This is a genomic window from Aquimarina sediminis (assembly GCF_002895435.1).
Lineage (GTDB): Bacteria > Bacteroidota > Bacteroidia > Flavobacteriales > Flavobacteriaceae > Aquimarina > Aquimarina sediminis.
In genome coordinates this window covers 971387-985397 of sequence record NZ_POYJ01000002.1, presented here as the reverse complement: position 1 = coordinate 985397, position 14011 = coordinate 971387, and the positions used below count along the sequence as shown (strand labels likewise).

Here is a 14011-nt window from a genome sequence, read left to right as displayed (position 1 = left end):
CCTTTTCTAATTAGGAGAAACAAAAATTGATATATGAGTTATTTAAATACTACACACGACGTTTATAAAGAAGCAGCATTAACACCAGATATAGGATTATGCTGCACTACCAACCCAATTTGGGAACTACCCGGACTAAAGATCCCTAAAATCATGCAAGAAATGAATTATGGGTGTGGTAGCACTGTAAACGCACGTGATTTAACAAACTCTCCTAAAACACTATATGTTGGTGTTGGTGGTGGAATGGAATTATTACAATTCTCCTATTTTTCTCGTCAAAAAGGTGGTGTTATTGGAATTGATGTAGTAAATGAAATGCTAGAAGCTTCTCGCAAAAATTTTATCGAAGCCGAAGCTCAAAACGACTGGTTTAAAAGTGAGTTTGTTGATTTAAGACATGGAGATGCGCTTAACCTTCCGGTAGAAGATAATAGTATCGATGTTGCTGCTCAAAACTGTTTATTTAATATTTTTAAAGCAGATGATCTTAAAAAAGCAATTGAAGAAATGTACCGTGTGCTAAAACCACATGGGAGATTAGTAATGAGTGATCCTACTTGCGAACAACCTATGAATGATTCATTACGTAACGATGAGCGATTAAGAGCACTATGCTTGAGCGGAAGTTTACCTATTGCAGAATATGTAAAAGCATTAACCGATGTAGGATTTGGCACCATAGAGATTAGAGCACGCAAACCTTACCGAATTCTGGATCCAAAGCACTATAACACAGATGAACTTATTTATATCGAATCTATAGAAGTAGCGGCTATTAAAGATCCAATGCCAGAAGATGGTCCTTGTGTATTTACTGGAAAAGCAGCTATATATTTTGGAGATGAAGATTATTTTGATGATAAAAAAGGGCATGTTTTACTTAAAAACCAACCTATAGCGATATGTGATAAAACTGCCGGAGCTTTAGCCGGTTTAGGACGAAATGATATATTTATTAGTGAATCTACCTACCATTATGATGGAGGTGGATGCTGCTAAAACTAAGACTACCATATATTTAAGAAATCAAAAGCAAAAACATACCTTTGATTTCTTTTTTTACTTTATTCCGGTTACACTTTGAATTTACCGTGAAAAAAATCAAAGTGTAAATGGTATTACTTCACAAATTATGTAAGGTAGCTTTATACAACTCGTCAGATTATCGACAAATAATACTAAAACCTAATATAGATGATATTAATTATTCTTTTTATTGCCGCTTGTTTTTTAGCATATAGTAATGGTGCAAATGATAATTTTAAAGGTGTTGCCACCCTATTCGGAAGCGGAACCACTAGCTATAAAAAGGCAATAAATTGGGCTACAATAACTACATTCTCAGGTTCTATTGCCGCTATTTTTTTAGCAGAGGAATTGGTTAAAAATTTTTCGGGAAAAGGATTGGTTCCTGATGAGTTAATACAGATGCCCGTTTTTGCTATTTCTATTGCATTAGGGGCAGCATTTACAGTATTCATTGCCACAAAAATAGGAATGCCAATATCAACAACACATAGTCTTGTAGGTGCTCTTTTTGGAGCAGGAATAATGGCTATTGGAAATGAATTCAACTATGCTAAGCTTGGCAAAACATTTTTAATGCCTCTCATCGTAAGCCCATTAATGGCTGCAGTATTAAGTTTGCTTTTATACATTATTTTTAGGTATGTCAGGAAAAAATTAAATATCACAAAAAACAGTGGTATCTATATTGACAAAAAACAAGATCTCGAGACATTAGCCGTTTCGGCTCACGATATGACTTCAATAACCGCTACCAAAACGACTACCTCTGTAAGTCATACTGCCGTAGAAACCTATAATGGAAAATTACTAGGTATTAATGCACAAAAAATATTAGATAGTCTACATTACTTAAGTGCTGGGATTGTTAGTTTTGCACGAGGGCTTAATGATACTCCAAAAATTGTAGGTCTATTATTAATTATTAACACCCTGGATATTAAATGGGGGATGATTGCCGTTGCAATAACAATGGCTTTGGGAGGACTCATTAATGCAAAAAAGGTAGGTGTTATTATGAGTAAAAAAATTACACCTATGAATTCTGGACAAGGGTTCACCGCAAATATGATAACAGGATTATTAGTTACAACAGCTAGTATTCATGGATTACCCGTTTCTACAACTCATGTGTCTGTAGGTTCTATTTTTGGTATAGGATCTGTAACCAAAAAGGCAGATCCTAAGATGATTTCCAAAATACTACTATCATGGGTACTTACACTACCCACAGCAGCTATTGCAAGTGGGTTATTATTTAAACTTCTTGAAAATATTGTATGATTACAATCATTTCTTTCATATTGAAGACCGTATAAAGCCATTTTCTTACAAAAAGTTAAATTCTATACTTTTGTAAATTGGATAACAAAAAATAAAGTTAAACTCTTGACTTTAAAAAGAGAAAAATAGTAGTTATAAACTATAATCTTATTGTTATTCTTATTTTTACTTTTGTGGAAAAGTACATCGAAATTATAAAAAACTCGTACTTGGGGTATTGGAACTACCTTAAGAATGAGATTTTATTTCAAAGCAATTGGGACAACTATTTTTATGGACTAATTATTGTCTCTCTTGTGGTATGGATATTAGAAATTCTAATACCATGGAGAAAAAACCAAGCTCGATTTCGTAGAGATTTCTGGTTGGATGCTTTTTATATGTTTTTTAACTTCTTTTTACTAAATCTAATTGTTTTAATTGCCCTCTCTAATACTACTGAGGCTTTTCTAAATGACACTTTAAAGATTATTGGGCTAAACCTTTCGGATATTCAACTTTTTGATATCGATCTTCTCCCAAAGGCACTAGGATTGTTAATTTTCTTTCTTGTAAGTGATTTTACACAATGGAATACGCATCGTTTACTCCATCGTATTCCTTTTTTATGGAACTTTCATAAGGTACATCATTCTGTAAAAGAGATGGGGTTTTCTGCTCACTTAAGATACCATTGGATGGAGCCCGTGATATATAAATCATTGCTTTATCTCCCCATCGCCATTATTGGAGGGTTTGATGCACAAGATGTAGCAATTGTACATTTCTTTGCGTTGACTATTGGACATCTTAATCATGCTAATCTAGGCTGGGATTATGGACTATTAAAATATATATTCAACAATCCCAAAATGCATATTTGGCATCATGCTAGAAATTTACCCCCACATGTAAAGTATGGCGTAAATTTTGGTATTACTTTAAGTATCTGGGATTATATCTTTAAGACCAATCACATACCAAAAGATGGAAAAGATATCGAGCTCGGTTTTGAAGGTGATGAATATTTCCCCAAGGATTTTATCCAACAGGAGATATACCCTATTAAATTAAAAAAATAGTATTACAACACAATCAACCTAATGAAGGTATACCTTACATAATTTTGATTTTTTACAAAAAAGACCTCTAAATAAGAAAAAAATATGAGAAGCTTATTTTTAATTATATCAATCAGTTTATTACTTGGTTGTGGAGGGAGCAAAAAGGTAATTCAAGAAGCCTCAGACTCTACTCTTCCTACAAGTATAGAAACAATTGAAGAAAGAAATAAAGCTCCTAAAGTAATCGTTCCTGTAGAAGAAAAAACTCCTGATACTACTATCGAAAAAATAGAACCTAAAGTAGAAAAAGTATCAATCAGTAATAAAAACGAAAAAACAAACATAGAAATATTCGATCATCAATTGTGGAATAGTTTACTACAAAAACATGTTTCTGATAAAGGTATTGTAAACTATAAAGGTTTTAAAAAAGATCGTCAAGAATTAAAGGCATATCTAGATAAATTAAGTAAAAATATCCCCAAAAAGGACTGGACTAAATCTGATAAACTAGCCTATTGGATAAATCTTTATAATGCTTTTACTATTCAATTAATCATCAATAATTACCCTTTAAAAAGTATTAAAGACATTAAAGCACCATGGGATTTTCGTTTTATCAAATTAGAGACCAAGTGGTATACACTTAATGATATAGAACATAGGATATTAAGAAAAATGGGGGACCCTAGAATACATTTTGGGATTAATTGTGCTTCTTTTTCTTGTCCTCTGTTATTAAACAAGGCATTTACTTCACAAAATGTTGATTCAGAATTAGAGAAATTGACAGTTAATTTTATAAATGATCCTATACGAAATGTTATCACAGAAAATAGTGTGCAACTTTCTAAGATATTTACCTGGTTTGCAAAAGATTTTAGGACGGATGGATCTTTAATTAACTTCCTAAACAAATACTCAAAAGTTACTATAAAGGATAATGCAAAAAGAAGTTTTAAAAAATATAATTGGGATTTAAATGAGTAATAAAACCATTCAGAAATTCTCTGACGTTTTTTCTATATTTCTTTTACTTGCAAAGGATATTTTTTTCCAATAAAAAAGTTAAAATTAACTAAAAAAACACCTTTCTCGATTATCTATTTGGCAAGGAACACCTTTCTTCAAAAAAAAACACTTATTTACCTGAAAAACAAAAATTTACACATTATCCAAAACCCTATCCAAGTTAAAAATATTTATGTTTTTTGTCGCCAAATTCATTTTCACAAAACAATAAAAATTTAGTTTTAAATGTAAGTTCAATTCTTAATTCTCTACTAAAAACCTAGATTTTGGATTATCAATATTTGTAAAAACAAATATCTAAAACTATCCAAATATTATAGTAATCAGTTTAAAAAATTATAGAGATGAAAGCTCCAAAATTTATATTAATATCAGCATTTATATTATTTATTAGTCAAGTACAATCGCAGAACACTTTTGATCACAGTACCTGGGATCAAGCTCTTTTATTAAGCGTCTCTGAAGAAGGAAAAGTAGATTACAACGGATTTATGAGAGATAGTTCCTTGCTTTATAAATATTTTACAGAACTCTCTGAGAATCCTCCCAAAGAAAACTGGACCCGAGAAGAAAAGCTAGCCTATTGGATAAATGCCTATAACGCGTATACTATTAAGCTTGTTATAGATAGTTATCCTATTAACAGTATAAAAGATCTTGAAGATCCCTGGGGTAAAAAATTCTTTAAAATCAGTGGCGAGTGGTATAGCTTGGGGGATCTTGAACATAAAATCCTAAGGAAATTTGGAGACCCTAGAATTCACTTTGCTATTAATTGCGCTTCTTTTTCTTGTCCCGTGGTTTGGAATAGAGCCTATACAGGTGATAACGTTCAGAATGCGTTAGATCAACAAACCAAAAAGTTTATCAATGATCCAACACGAAATACAATCACAGATAAAGAGGTTAATGTCTCAAAAATATTTACCTGGTACAAAAAAGATTTTAAAGTAAATGGAGGAGATGTTAAGGATTTTATTAATCGCTACGCCGCTGTAAAAATAGAAAAGCAACCAAAAAAAGGGTACAAAGAATATGATTGGAGTCTAAATGAGTAAATTTACTATCTAATCGAATTCCTTACAAAATTGAAAATATCAATCATCATCCCCATCATTAATGAAGCCGAAATTATAGATAAGCTAATTTCGAGCTTGATACATAACTTGTACTCCAAAAATAATATAAAGGAGATTATTATTGTTGATGGAGGTAGTAAAGATGGTTCTCAAGATCTTGTAAACACGATTGCAGAAGGCAAAGAAATTGCCATTAAACTTATTCCTTCAGAAAAAGGTAGAGCTAAACAATTAAATACGGGTGCAGCGATCGCAAAAGGTGAAATTTTATACTTTCTGCATGCAGATTCTTTTCCTCCAGAACATTATGACCTCTTTATAATTAAAGAGGTCGAAAAAGAAAATAATGCCGGATGTTTTAGAATGAAATTTGACTCTACTCATTGGTGGCTTCGTTTTCTTGGATGGTTAACACAATTTAAAAGTAAAAAATGTCGTGGAGGAGATCAAAGTCAATTTATAACAACCACACTTTTTAAAGAAATTAATGGGTATGATGAATCCTATATTGTTTATGAAGATAATGATTTGGTAGATCGTCTCTTTGCAATCAATCAGTTTGTAATCATCCCAGAATATGTAATTACCTCTGCCAGAAGGTATGAAGAGATTGGCGTATGGCGCTTACAATATCATTTTTTAAATATTCATATGAGAAAATGGATGGGCGCCTCTTCAGAAGATTTATATCGCTATTATAAAGAGAAAGTCGTATCATAATATGACCGAAAATCACTACTTTTAGTAAAAAGTTGTATTTATAAATCCTGATTAAGGTGATTTTTGTTTATTATGAAAGTTGTACCTCAACTATTTTACAAACATCCGGAAATAGAAAAAATCCTTGTAGACGGGCTCTCTTGCGTAATCCAAAAAACTGTACAATATACCGATTTTCAAAACCAGCGTTACCTTGCTTCACATGCTATAACTTTGGTATTAAATGGTGCTCTACGTGTAGAAACTCCTGAAGGAGAGATTACTTTGGTAAACAAAAATCAAATGGTTTTACTACCTAAAGGGATGTATGTCATATCAGATATTATTCCTAAAAACAAAGAATTTGAAGCAATAGTTTTCTTTTTTGACTCCGAAATCACAGATGAGTTTTTAATGAGTTTTGAAACCTCACAGCATACATATCCTTCAACTTTTTTGCTAATAGAATATGAACAAAACCTCAAATTGTATATCGATACTCTTATTACGCTATATCGGGGGAAACATCAAAATCAGTTTACAAAAACCAAGTTATTAGAACTTTTACACCTCATTAGTATATCGAAAAAAGGAACCGAATTTGTTCATAAACTGCAATCCATAAAAAACAGAGAACGAAAAAACATTAAGGTTTTTATGTCTGAAAACTTTGATAAGCCCTTGGACATAGAAGATTATGCATATCTAACCGGTAGAAGTATTTCTACTTTTAGAAGAGATTTTAAGTCTAAATTTAATATTTCGCCAAAGAAATGGTTAATCGAAAAACGACTTCTACGAGCTGCCCAACTGCTTAAAGAAAAAGACGATTCTATTACCAATATAGCTCTATTAGTTGGCTATGAAAACACTTCACATTTTATCAAAGCATTTCAAAAAAAATTTAAAATCTCTCCTAAACAATTTCAAATACGTCATAGAAAAGATCTTCTTATATAATTTTTGACCGAAAAACACGATTTTTCTACTTTTTGAAAGTTTTCCCTTCCTTACTTCAAAGACATTTGTCTCCAAACCTAAAACATTTACAAATGAAAAAAATAGGATTTATTGGACTCGGTATCATGGGAAGCCGCATGGCTGCTAATCTACAAAAAACAGGATATAAACTTATTATATACAACAGAACCAAAGCCAAAGGGAGTTTTCTACTCGAGAAAGGTGCAATCTTGGGTAATTCTCCCAAAGAAGTAGCACAAAACTGTGACATTGTGATCACCATGCTTTCTACTCCAGAAGTCGTTAAAGAGATCGCAACAGGAAAATCTGGATTATTACATGGAATGAAAAAAGATCAACTCTGGATTAACTCTAGTACTGTTAATCCTTCTTTTGCCAAAGAGATGCATCAAAAATCAATGGAGTATCAAATTAGATATATTGATGCTCCTGTGGCAGGCACAAAAGGTCCTGCAGAAAGCGGAGAGCTATTATTTCTTACCGGAGGGAATCATAAGGATCTGGAAGAAGCTTCTCCTCTTTTTGATATCATGGGTAAAAAAACAATACACCTTGGTGAAATAGGAAAAGGAGCAGCAATGAAAATGTTGATTAATCAGTTATTGGGGCAATCTATGGTGGCTTTTGCCGAAGCATTGACCATGGGAGAAGCAATGGGAATACAAAAAGAAAAACTATTTAACATCTTACTTAGCTCCCCGGTAGTAGCTCCTGTGATGTCTATCATACGACCAAAACTGGAAAATGATACTTACGAAGCTCATTTTCCATTAAAATGGATACAAAAAGATTTACATCTATCCAGTATTTCTGCCTACGAAAATGGTGTAGCTACACCCAACCTGAATGTCACCAAAGAAATCTTTGCTCAAGCAAAACAACATGGATTAGGTGATTTGGATTTTTCAGCTATTTACAAATTTTTAAAACATAAAAAATAAAATATTATGCAGTTATTAAGAATAGATGCCAGTTCGAGAATAGAAAATTCTGATAGTAGAGCGATTGCAGATCAGTTTCAACAACAATGGAAAAATTCACATCCAAATGGTATTGTTATTACCCGGGATATCATCAAAACTCCTATCCCTCATCTTCACCAAAAAACCATTGAAGGGTTTTACAGCGCTCAAAAAAACTTAACTTCTGAACAAATTGAAGCTACAGCATTATCAGACACTTTAATCTCTGAACTAAAAAATACTGATGTACTACTACTAAGTACGCCTATGTACAATTTTGGGGTTCCTTCTGCTTTAAAAGCCTGGATAGACCACATTAGCCGGATTAATAAAACTTTTAGAGTTAGCGATGAAGGTAGTTTTATTGGGATGTTAGAAAACATAAAAGCCTACATCATCATAACCGCAGGAGCAGTATATACTTCAGACGAGATGAAAGCTTTAGATTTTGTAAACCCTTATTTACGGGCTATTTTGGGTTTGATCGGCATTACAGACATCACCTTTCTTTCTCTCGAAGGAACCACAATGGATCCTAATACTTATGAAATAATGAAAGAAAAAGCTTTACAAACAATTGCAACTATATAAAAAAGATTAGTTGAACTCATCCAGGTTTTTTGATGTTGCTGGTAGTGGTATAATTTATATCCAAAACTGGATTAAAAAGCCTGGATGAGTTTAGTAATATAATACTTTATCTAATATTGTTTTTCTTCAAAAAATCAAGAATATATTTTGCAATCTCATCACCTTTTTCTTCTAGTGCAAAATGTCCTGTATCCAATAAATGGAATTCTATATTTTTTACATCTTTTTTATAAGGATAAGCACCTTCAGCAGGAAAAATAGAATCGTTTTTCCCCCATACAATTAGTGTTGGTGGCTGATGATCCCTCAAGTATTTTTGCCATTTAGGATACAAAGGAATATTGGTTCTATAGTCATAAAACATAGCCAATTGAATCTCGTTATTTTCCTTACGAGTTAAATGTTGTAAGTCGATTTCCCAATTATCAGGACTAATCCTATTTGTATCCTTAACCCCATGAGTGTATTGCCATTTTAAACCATCTATGCTATGAAAACCTTCTAAAGCCTTACCGTTTTTAATAGATGGGTTCTTCCAATACGTTTTTAAAGGGTTCCAAAAATCTCTAATTCCTTCGTCATAAGCATTCCCATTTTGAATAATTAATGACTCAATTTTATTTGGGTATTTGGAAGCAATCCTAAATCCCACAGGAGCACCATAATCCATAAGATATATACTAAATCTGTTTATTTCTAATGTATCCAAAAAACCCTCCACTATTGTAGCCATATTATCAAAAGTATACTCAAACTCAGACATCGCAGGTTGCTCGGATCTTCCATATCCGGGATAATCTGGTGCTAAAATGTAATAATCGTCCGCCAGATCTACTATCAAGTTTCTAAACATATGTGATGAGGTAGGGTATCCATGGAGTAAAAGGATGGTAGGTTTGTTTTTAGACCCCGCTTCTCTATAAAATATTTCTAATCCATTTACTTCTACTGTTTTATATTTTGTAGATGTTCTCAAAATTATATTCTCGTCATTTACTGTCTCTGCAAGGTTTGCAAATGTATTTGTCGTTGTGGTTATACTCGTTAGTATAACAATGATTAACGTCATTTTTTGTATTCTCATGATTGTAATTTTTATTATTCGACTATTTATTACCGAACGTTCGGTAAATTTAATATTTAAAAAAATAGATTAATTATTATATAGGTTCTTTATACTTTCTAATGTTGATATAAATATGGTAGTATCAGACATAACGTTTGATACTACCAAACTTCCTTGTATTTTTATCAAAGTCTCTTTTGCTTTTGCCTCAGCCTCCTGTTTATCAAATCCAAAATCTATTCCTAGTTTCGTGAAATTGCTTATCCAGTTGTTCATTTCTTCTTTAATTTCTTTTCCAAAAATCTGCATACCGGCTTCCATTGATAAAGCTCTTAGAATACAAGTTTCTCTGCCTTTATCATACAAGTCACTTATCTTGGATAAGCTTTGTTCTAATCGTTCTGATACGGGAATATTTTCATCATTTAATATTCTATAAAGGTTTTCTTGTAGCCATTCTGAAGAAAAGGACAGAACGGCTAATCCAATTTCTTTTTTACCTTCAGGAAATCGATGATATAGACTTGCTTTTTTGAGACCAGTACTTTCTGCCAATTCATTAAGGCTTGCTCCTTCATATCCTTTTTCTCTAAAAACTCTATTAAGTCCCTCAATTAATTGCTTTTCTTCTACTTTAACTGGTCTCATAATGATTTCTAAATATATTTTCTCGTTTCTTCCTTTATTGGTGTATCGTTAATGCTTGCATATCTCTTTTTCATTAAACCGTTTGCGTTAAACTCCCACATCTCGTTCCCATATGCTCTATGATAATCTCCCCTTTCATCTTTATATTCATACTCAAATCTTACTGCTATACGATTATCAGAATGCGCCCAATACTCCTTCTTCAATTTGTAGTCATGTTCATTGTTCCACTTATCGGTTAAAAACTCAACAATTTGATCTCTTCCTGTCAAGAATTGATCTCTATTTCTCCATTCACTATCTATAGTGTATGCTTTACTGACTTTTTTTGCATCTCTACTGTTCCAGGCATCTTCTGCCATTTGTACTTTCTGTTTTGCCGTTTCTTCAGAAAACGGAGGTAAAGGAAACTTTTTTTCCATAATAATTCAAATTTTAGCAACTATTGTTTTTAGTAATTAAATCTGTTTCGTTTTTTTCTTAAACATTAATTATAGAACAAATATACAATCAAATAGTTTTTTACCAAACGTTCGGTAAATAATTAACTTATATTTAACCAATAGTATTTTAGATAAAAACAAAGCTCTCAAAAATATTGACCGATCCCAAATACAAATCCATTAGTAGCATCATCGGTAACACCATATCCATAATCAATTCTAAAAATGGCATTAAATATTTTTTTGTGCATAAAACGTAGTCCTACCCCGGGATATAATCTAAAGTTTTGAGAATCTCCAAAATCTCCAAAATCTCCTCCTGGATTACGCCAACTTCCACCATCTACAAAAAGGTTACTTTGTAGTACAAACCAATCTTTTTCATATAATGTATGCCTATATTCTGTATTCAAAACAATGACTCCCGTTCCTCTATCAATTGTATTACCAACTCCTCTAATATTTAAGTTATTGTCTACCGCAAATGGAGCAAATGGAGAATTATCATTTGTTGCCAATCCCAACCGTAATCTCGAAGCCCAATTGCCCTTCTTACCAATTCTATGATAGTACAAAAAGTCATTCCACCCGATTAAAAAGTCCGGTAATACATTTTCGGTACTAATCACATATTGAAAATTGGCAATACTCCTAAAACCAGAAACATATTGATACTCATAATCAAGGTTATCATACTCATAAATTAGTTTATACAGCAACTTATTTACATTAAAATCCTGAGGTATTCCTTCTCCTGTTGCTCCTCTCTTATAGGTATAATCTTCATTAAAATAATTAACACCTAACTCTACTCTATTCTTGAAATCAAATTGGTATAACCCCAACACCTCATATGAGGTGTTGTTATATTTGTAATCTGCTATACCACTTTCTAGAAACACTGGCTCTTCGGTGGTAAGATTGCTGTAATTAAGTGCCAATCCAAGCTTTTTCCCAAACAAAAAAGGAGCTCTAAAATTTGCTCCGTACGAACTATAAATATCATCTTGATAGATTGCTCCCAGAGTAATATTTCTACCAAATAAATTAAACTCATAAAGCCCTAATCTAAAGGCAAATTCATCATTATTAGTAGTATAAACATTAGCACTGGGAATAATTGTAAAATTTTCTTCTATGTTGTAGAAAACATTATATTCATTTGCCTCTTCAGCTTTAAACACCTGATAATACGCATTGGCTACAGATGGAAGTCTTTTTATTTTCTTAATATCTCCATCCAAAACTAAAGAATCCAGAGTTTCCCCAATTCTTACATGAGCAATTTTCTTTATAAAAGATGCTTTGGTTTTTTTGTTTCCCTGCACCATAATATTTGCCACCCTTGCTTGTTGCGCAATTCCTACAACGGAAAAAAAACATATTATATATACTATTAGATTTTTCATAATCTTATGGCTCAAAGCTTTTTTCTATAAATAAATTCACCCAATTGTCCTCACTTACTCCCATCAAAGTAAAATTGTAAGAATCTTTTGGGTTTAATTGTGGAGGTGTTTGTTCTGTTATATTTAAAACTACATTATCCAGTTTATAATACTGAAATCGTTTTTCGAAAGTATACGTCCCAGAAAGTAATTCATTTCTCTCATCCGAAATCACTTCAAAGTAAATTTTATTTTCTTTAAAAACTCCATCATCCCAGATAAAAACAGGCATTTGTTCTTCAGATAAATCAATCATAACTGTATTCACAAATTCTGTAGGCTTAGTACGATGCTTTAATCGAATTGGATTTGATAAATGTAATTTATCATCTTCAAAAAAGGTAATAATCACCCATTTTTCATGAGTAGTTTTTTGTGTAAATTTCTTCAAATATCCATTAAAAAAATCTGTTGATTCTATAGGTACTCGAGTATAATTTTGATAGTCATCCTTATCGTCCTCAATACTTGATGTCTCATAATATCGTATATCGGTGGCTCCGGTTCTGGGATACACATAAGTAGTCACCTTATCATCACTCTCTTTTGTAGCCGAAGCACAAGCAATTACATTATCAATTTCTACAGAGTTTGCAGCTATCAGAGATGCCAAAGAATCAGATGGTGTTATAATCTCTGTACCCTTTGTATCGCAAGAAAGCAAACAAAAGATCAAAACAATAGATTCTATGTATTTAACTCTTATCATTTTTATAAAATGATCGTATTACATCCTCTGCTGGTTTATTTTGTATGGTAAACCTATTATTTTTTTCTCCTCCTACTTCGTTATGATTATGATACCATTTCCAAAGGAATCCTCCTGCAAACCAGGGTTCATTCCAGAACTCCAGATATAAAGCTGTCAATGCATTATTCTGTCCCTGTAAGTTCACATTACCTTCTAAACGATTAGAATCCCAGGGTTCCTTACCTGTAAAATGAACACTACGATATCCATATTCTGTAAATAAAACTGGCTTCTTCACTTTAGTTTGCAATACTATAATATTGTTTTTATGTTTTTGCCATCCTTTCCTGAGTTCATCTACCGTAGGTGTTTTACTTTGTGAAACGGGGAAATATGCATCAATCCCAATATAATCCAATTGATCCCAAAACGGTGCTTTATCAAATTGATCCCAGTTCTCAGCATAAGTAAGCTTTCCTCTGTAAACTGTTCTTATTTTGGTTATTAATTGATTCCAGAACTTGCTTCTTTTTTGCACAAACGTATGCAATTCGGTACCTATACATAATACCGGAACTTTCATTTCTTCTGCCAGTTCTGCATATAGCATAATAAATTTTTGATATGATTTTTCAAGCGTTTCCCAATCTTCTTCAGACTTCATATTTATATTTCCTGTAAACTCTCCTCTCCAAACCCAAATCTGCGGCTTAAGCATTACCTTAATTCCTTCTTCATTTAATAATTCTATAGTTTTTTTCGCGCCTTCTCTACGCTCTCCCCACCACTGTCTTTCTATATTAAAAACTACTGTTGGTGTTTCTAAACTCTTTACAAAACCAAAAGGCATCACTGCCGCCCAATTTGCATTTACTTTTACAACAGGAGTAATTTCTGTGGAAGTAATTTCTTGTGGAGAGCCTACAAAGCTAACTCCGTTGATCTTGGAATCTTGCCCAGAACAAGTACAAAAAACAAAGGGTAACAGCAGTAAAAAAACCTTTTTCATTTTATT

Annotated in this window: 15 protein-coding genes; 9 read left to right on the top strand and 6 right to left on the bottom strand. The window is 32.4% G+C overall.

All coding sequences use genetic code 11. The annotated features are described in order from the left end of the window. Positions 1-33: 33 nt before the first annotated feature. From arsM to C1X07_RS08630, 9 genes are all read left to right on the top strand, one after another. Positions 34-1002, top strand: a complete 969-nt coding sequence (gene arsM / locus C1X07_RS08670) for an arsenosugar biosynthesis arsenite methyltransferase ArsM (protein WP_103069578.1) — start codon at positions 34-36, stop codon at positions 1000-1002. 195 nt (positions 1003-1197) lie between these two features. Continuing rightward, positions 1198-2313, top strand: a complete 1116-nt coding sequence (locus tag C1X07_RS08665) for an inorganic phosphate transporter (protein WP_103069577.1) — start codon at positions 1198-1200, stop codon at positions 2311-2313. A 173-nt stretch (positions 2314-2486) separates the two neighbouring features. Further along, entirely contained in the window at positions 2487-3374 is an 888-nt protein-coding gene (locus C1X07_RS08660; RefSeq protein WP_103069576.1) for a sterol desaturase family protein, read from the top strand. A gap of 84 nt (positions 3375-3458) precedes the next feature. Beyond that, positions 3459-4346 carry a DUF547 domain-containing protein gene (locus C1X07_RS08655; protein ID WP_103069575.1) on the top strand — a complete coding sequence of 296 codons (888 nt, stop codon included), beginning with the start codon at positions 3459-3461 and terminating at the stop codon, positions 4344-4346. A gap of 386 nt (positions 4347-4732) precedes the next feature. Beyond that, positions 4733-5446 carry a DUF547 domain-containing protein gene (locus C1X07_RS08650; RefSeq protein ID WP_103069574.1) on the top strand — a complete coding sequence of 238 codons (714 nt, stop codon included), beginning with the start codon at positions 4733-4735 and terminating at the stop codon, positions 5444-5446. Between the two features lie 30 nt (positions 5447-5476). After that, positions 5477-6187 (top strand): TIGR04283 family arsenosugar biosynthesis glycosyltransferase, encoded by a 711-nt coding sequence (locus C1X07_RS08645; protein WP_103069573.1) that lies wholly within the window; start codon positions 5477-5479, stop codon positions 6185-6187. 72 nt (positions 6188-6259) lie between these two features. Continuing rightward, positions 6260-7126, top strand: a complete 867-nt coding sequence (locus C1X07_RS08640; protein WP_103069572.1) for a helix-turn-helix domain-containing protein — start codon at positions 6260-6262, stop codon at positions 7124-7126. Between the two features lie 32 nt (positions 7127-7158). Then, positions 7159-8088 (top strand): NAD(P)-dependent oxidoreductase, encoded by a 930-nt coding sequence (locus C1X07_RS08635; RefSeq protein ID WP_317046077.1) that lies wholly within the window; start codon positions 7159-7161, stop codon positions 8086-8088. A 6-nt stretch (positions 8089-8094) separates the two neighbouring features. Continuing rightward, positions 8095-8700, top strand: a complete 606-nt coding sequence (locus C1X07_RS08630; protein ID WP_103069570.1) for an FMN-dependent NADH-azoreductase — start codon at positions 8095-8097, stop codon at positions 8698-8700. A 106-nt stretch (positions 8701-8806) separates the two neighbouring features. Here the strand turns inward: C1X07_RS08630 and C1X07_RS08625 are convergent, their stop codons facing one another. The 6 genes from C1X07_RS08625 to C1X07_RS08600 form a co-directional block, all read right to left on the bottom strand. Next, entirely contained in the window at positions 8807-9784 is a 978-nt protein-coding gene (locus C1X07_RS08625; protein WP_206604217.1) for an alpha/beta fold hydrolase, read from the bottom strand. A 69-nt stretch (positions 9785-9853) separates the two neighbouring features. Then, on the bottom strand, positions 9854-10414 hold the full coding sequence (locus C1X07_RS08620) for a TetR/AcrR family transcriptional regulator (protein ID WP_103069568.1): 561 nt from the start codon (positions 10412-10414) through the stop codon (positions 9854-9856). 8 nt (positions 10415-10422) lie between these two features. Beyond that, on the bottom strand, positions 10423-10836 hold the full coding sequence (locus C1X07_RS08615; RefSeq protein ID WP_206604216.1) for a nuclear transport factor 2 family protein: 414 nt from the start codon (positions 10834-10836) through the stop codon (positions 10423-10425). 167 nt (positions 10837-11003) lie between these two features. Next, positions 11004-12266, bottom strand: coding sequence for a BamA/TamA family outer membrane protein (locus C1X07_RS08610; RefSeq protein ID WP_103069566.1), 1263 nt, complete (start codon positions 12264-12266; stop codon positions 11004-11006). A 4-nt stretch (positions 12267-12270) separates the two neighbouring features. Next, entirely contained in the window at positions 12271-13014 is a 744-nt protein-coding gene (locus tag C1X07_RS08605; protein WP_103069565.1) for a hypothetical protein, read from the bottom strand. Further along, on the bottom strand, positions 13001-14005 hold the full coding sequence (locus C1X07_RS08600; RefSeq protein WP_103069564.1) for a glycoside hydrolase family 113: 1005 nt from the start codon (positions 14003-14005) through the stop codon (positions 13001-13003). Before C1X07_RS08600 ends, C1X07_RS08605 begins: the two co-directional genes overlap by 14 nt. Positions 14006-14011 lie beyond the last annotated feature (6 nt).

Excerpts from the sequence above, each read along its gene's own strand:
- arsM (WP_103069578.1), top strand. The coding sequence starts at position 34 with ATGAGTTATTTAAATACTACACACGACGTTTATAAAGAAGCAGCATTA.
- C1X07_RS08665 (WP_103069577.1), top strand. The coding sequence starts at position 1,198 with ATGATATTAATTATTCTTTTTATTGCCGCTTGTTTTTTAGCATATAGT.
- C1X07_RS08655 (WP_103069575.1), top strand. The coding sequence starts at position 3,459 with ATGAGAAGCTTATTTTTAATTATATCAATCAGTTTATTACTTGGTTGT.
- C1X07_RS08650 (WP_103069574.1), top strand. The coding sequence starts at position 4,733 with ATGAAAGCTCCAAAATTTATATTAATATCAGCATTTATATTATTTATT.
- C1X07_RS08640 (WP_103069572.1), top strand. The coding sequence starts at position 6,260 with ATGAAAGTTGTACCTCAACTATTTTACAAACATCCGGAAATAGAAAAA.
- C1X07_RS08630 (WP_103069570.1), top strand. The coding sequence starts at position 8,095 with ATGCAGTTATTAAGAATAGATGCCAGTTCGAGAATAGAAAATTCTGAT.
- C1X07_RS08625 (WP_206604217.1), bottom strand. The coding sequence starts at position 9,784 with ATGAGAATACAAAAAATGACGTTAATCATTGTTATACTAACGAGTATA.
- C1X07_RS08620 (WP_103069568.1), bottom strand. The coding sequence starts at position 10,414 with ATGAGACCAGTTAAAGTAGAAGAAAAGCAATTAATTGAGGGACTTAAT.
- C1X07_RS08615 (WP_206604216.1), bottom strand. The coding sequence starts at position 10,836 with ATGGAAAAAAAGTTTCCTTTACCTCCGTTTTCTGAAGAAACGGCAAAA.
- C1X07_RS08610 (WP_103069566.1), bottom strand. The coding sequence starts at position 12,266 with ATGAAAAATCTAATAGTATATATAATATGTTTTTTTTCCGTTGTAGGA.
- C1X07_RS08605 (WP_103069565.1), bottom strand. The coding sequence starts at position 13,014 with ATGATAAGAGTTAAATACATAGAATCTATTGTTTTGATCTTTTGTTTG.
- C1X07_RS08600 (WP_103069564.1), bottom strand. The coding sequence starts at position 14,005 with ATGAAAAAGGTTTTTTTACTGCTGTTACCCTTTGTTTTTTGTACTTGT.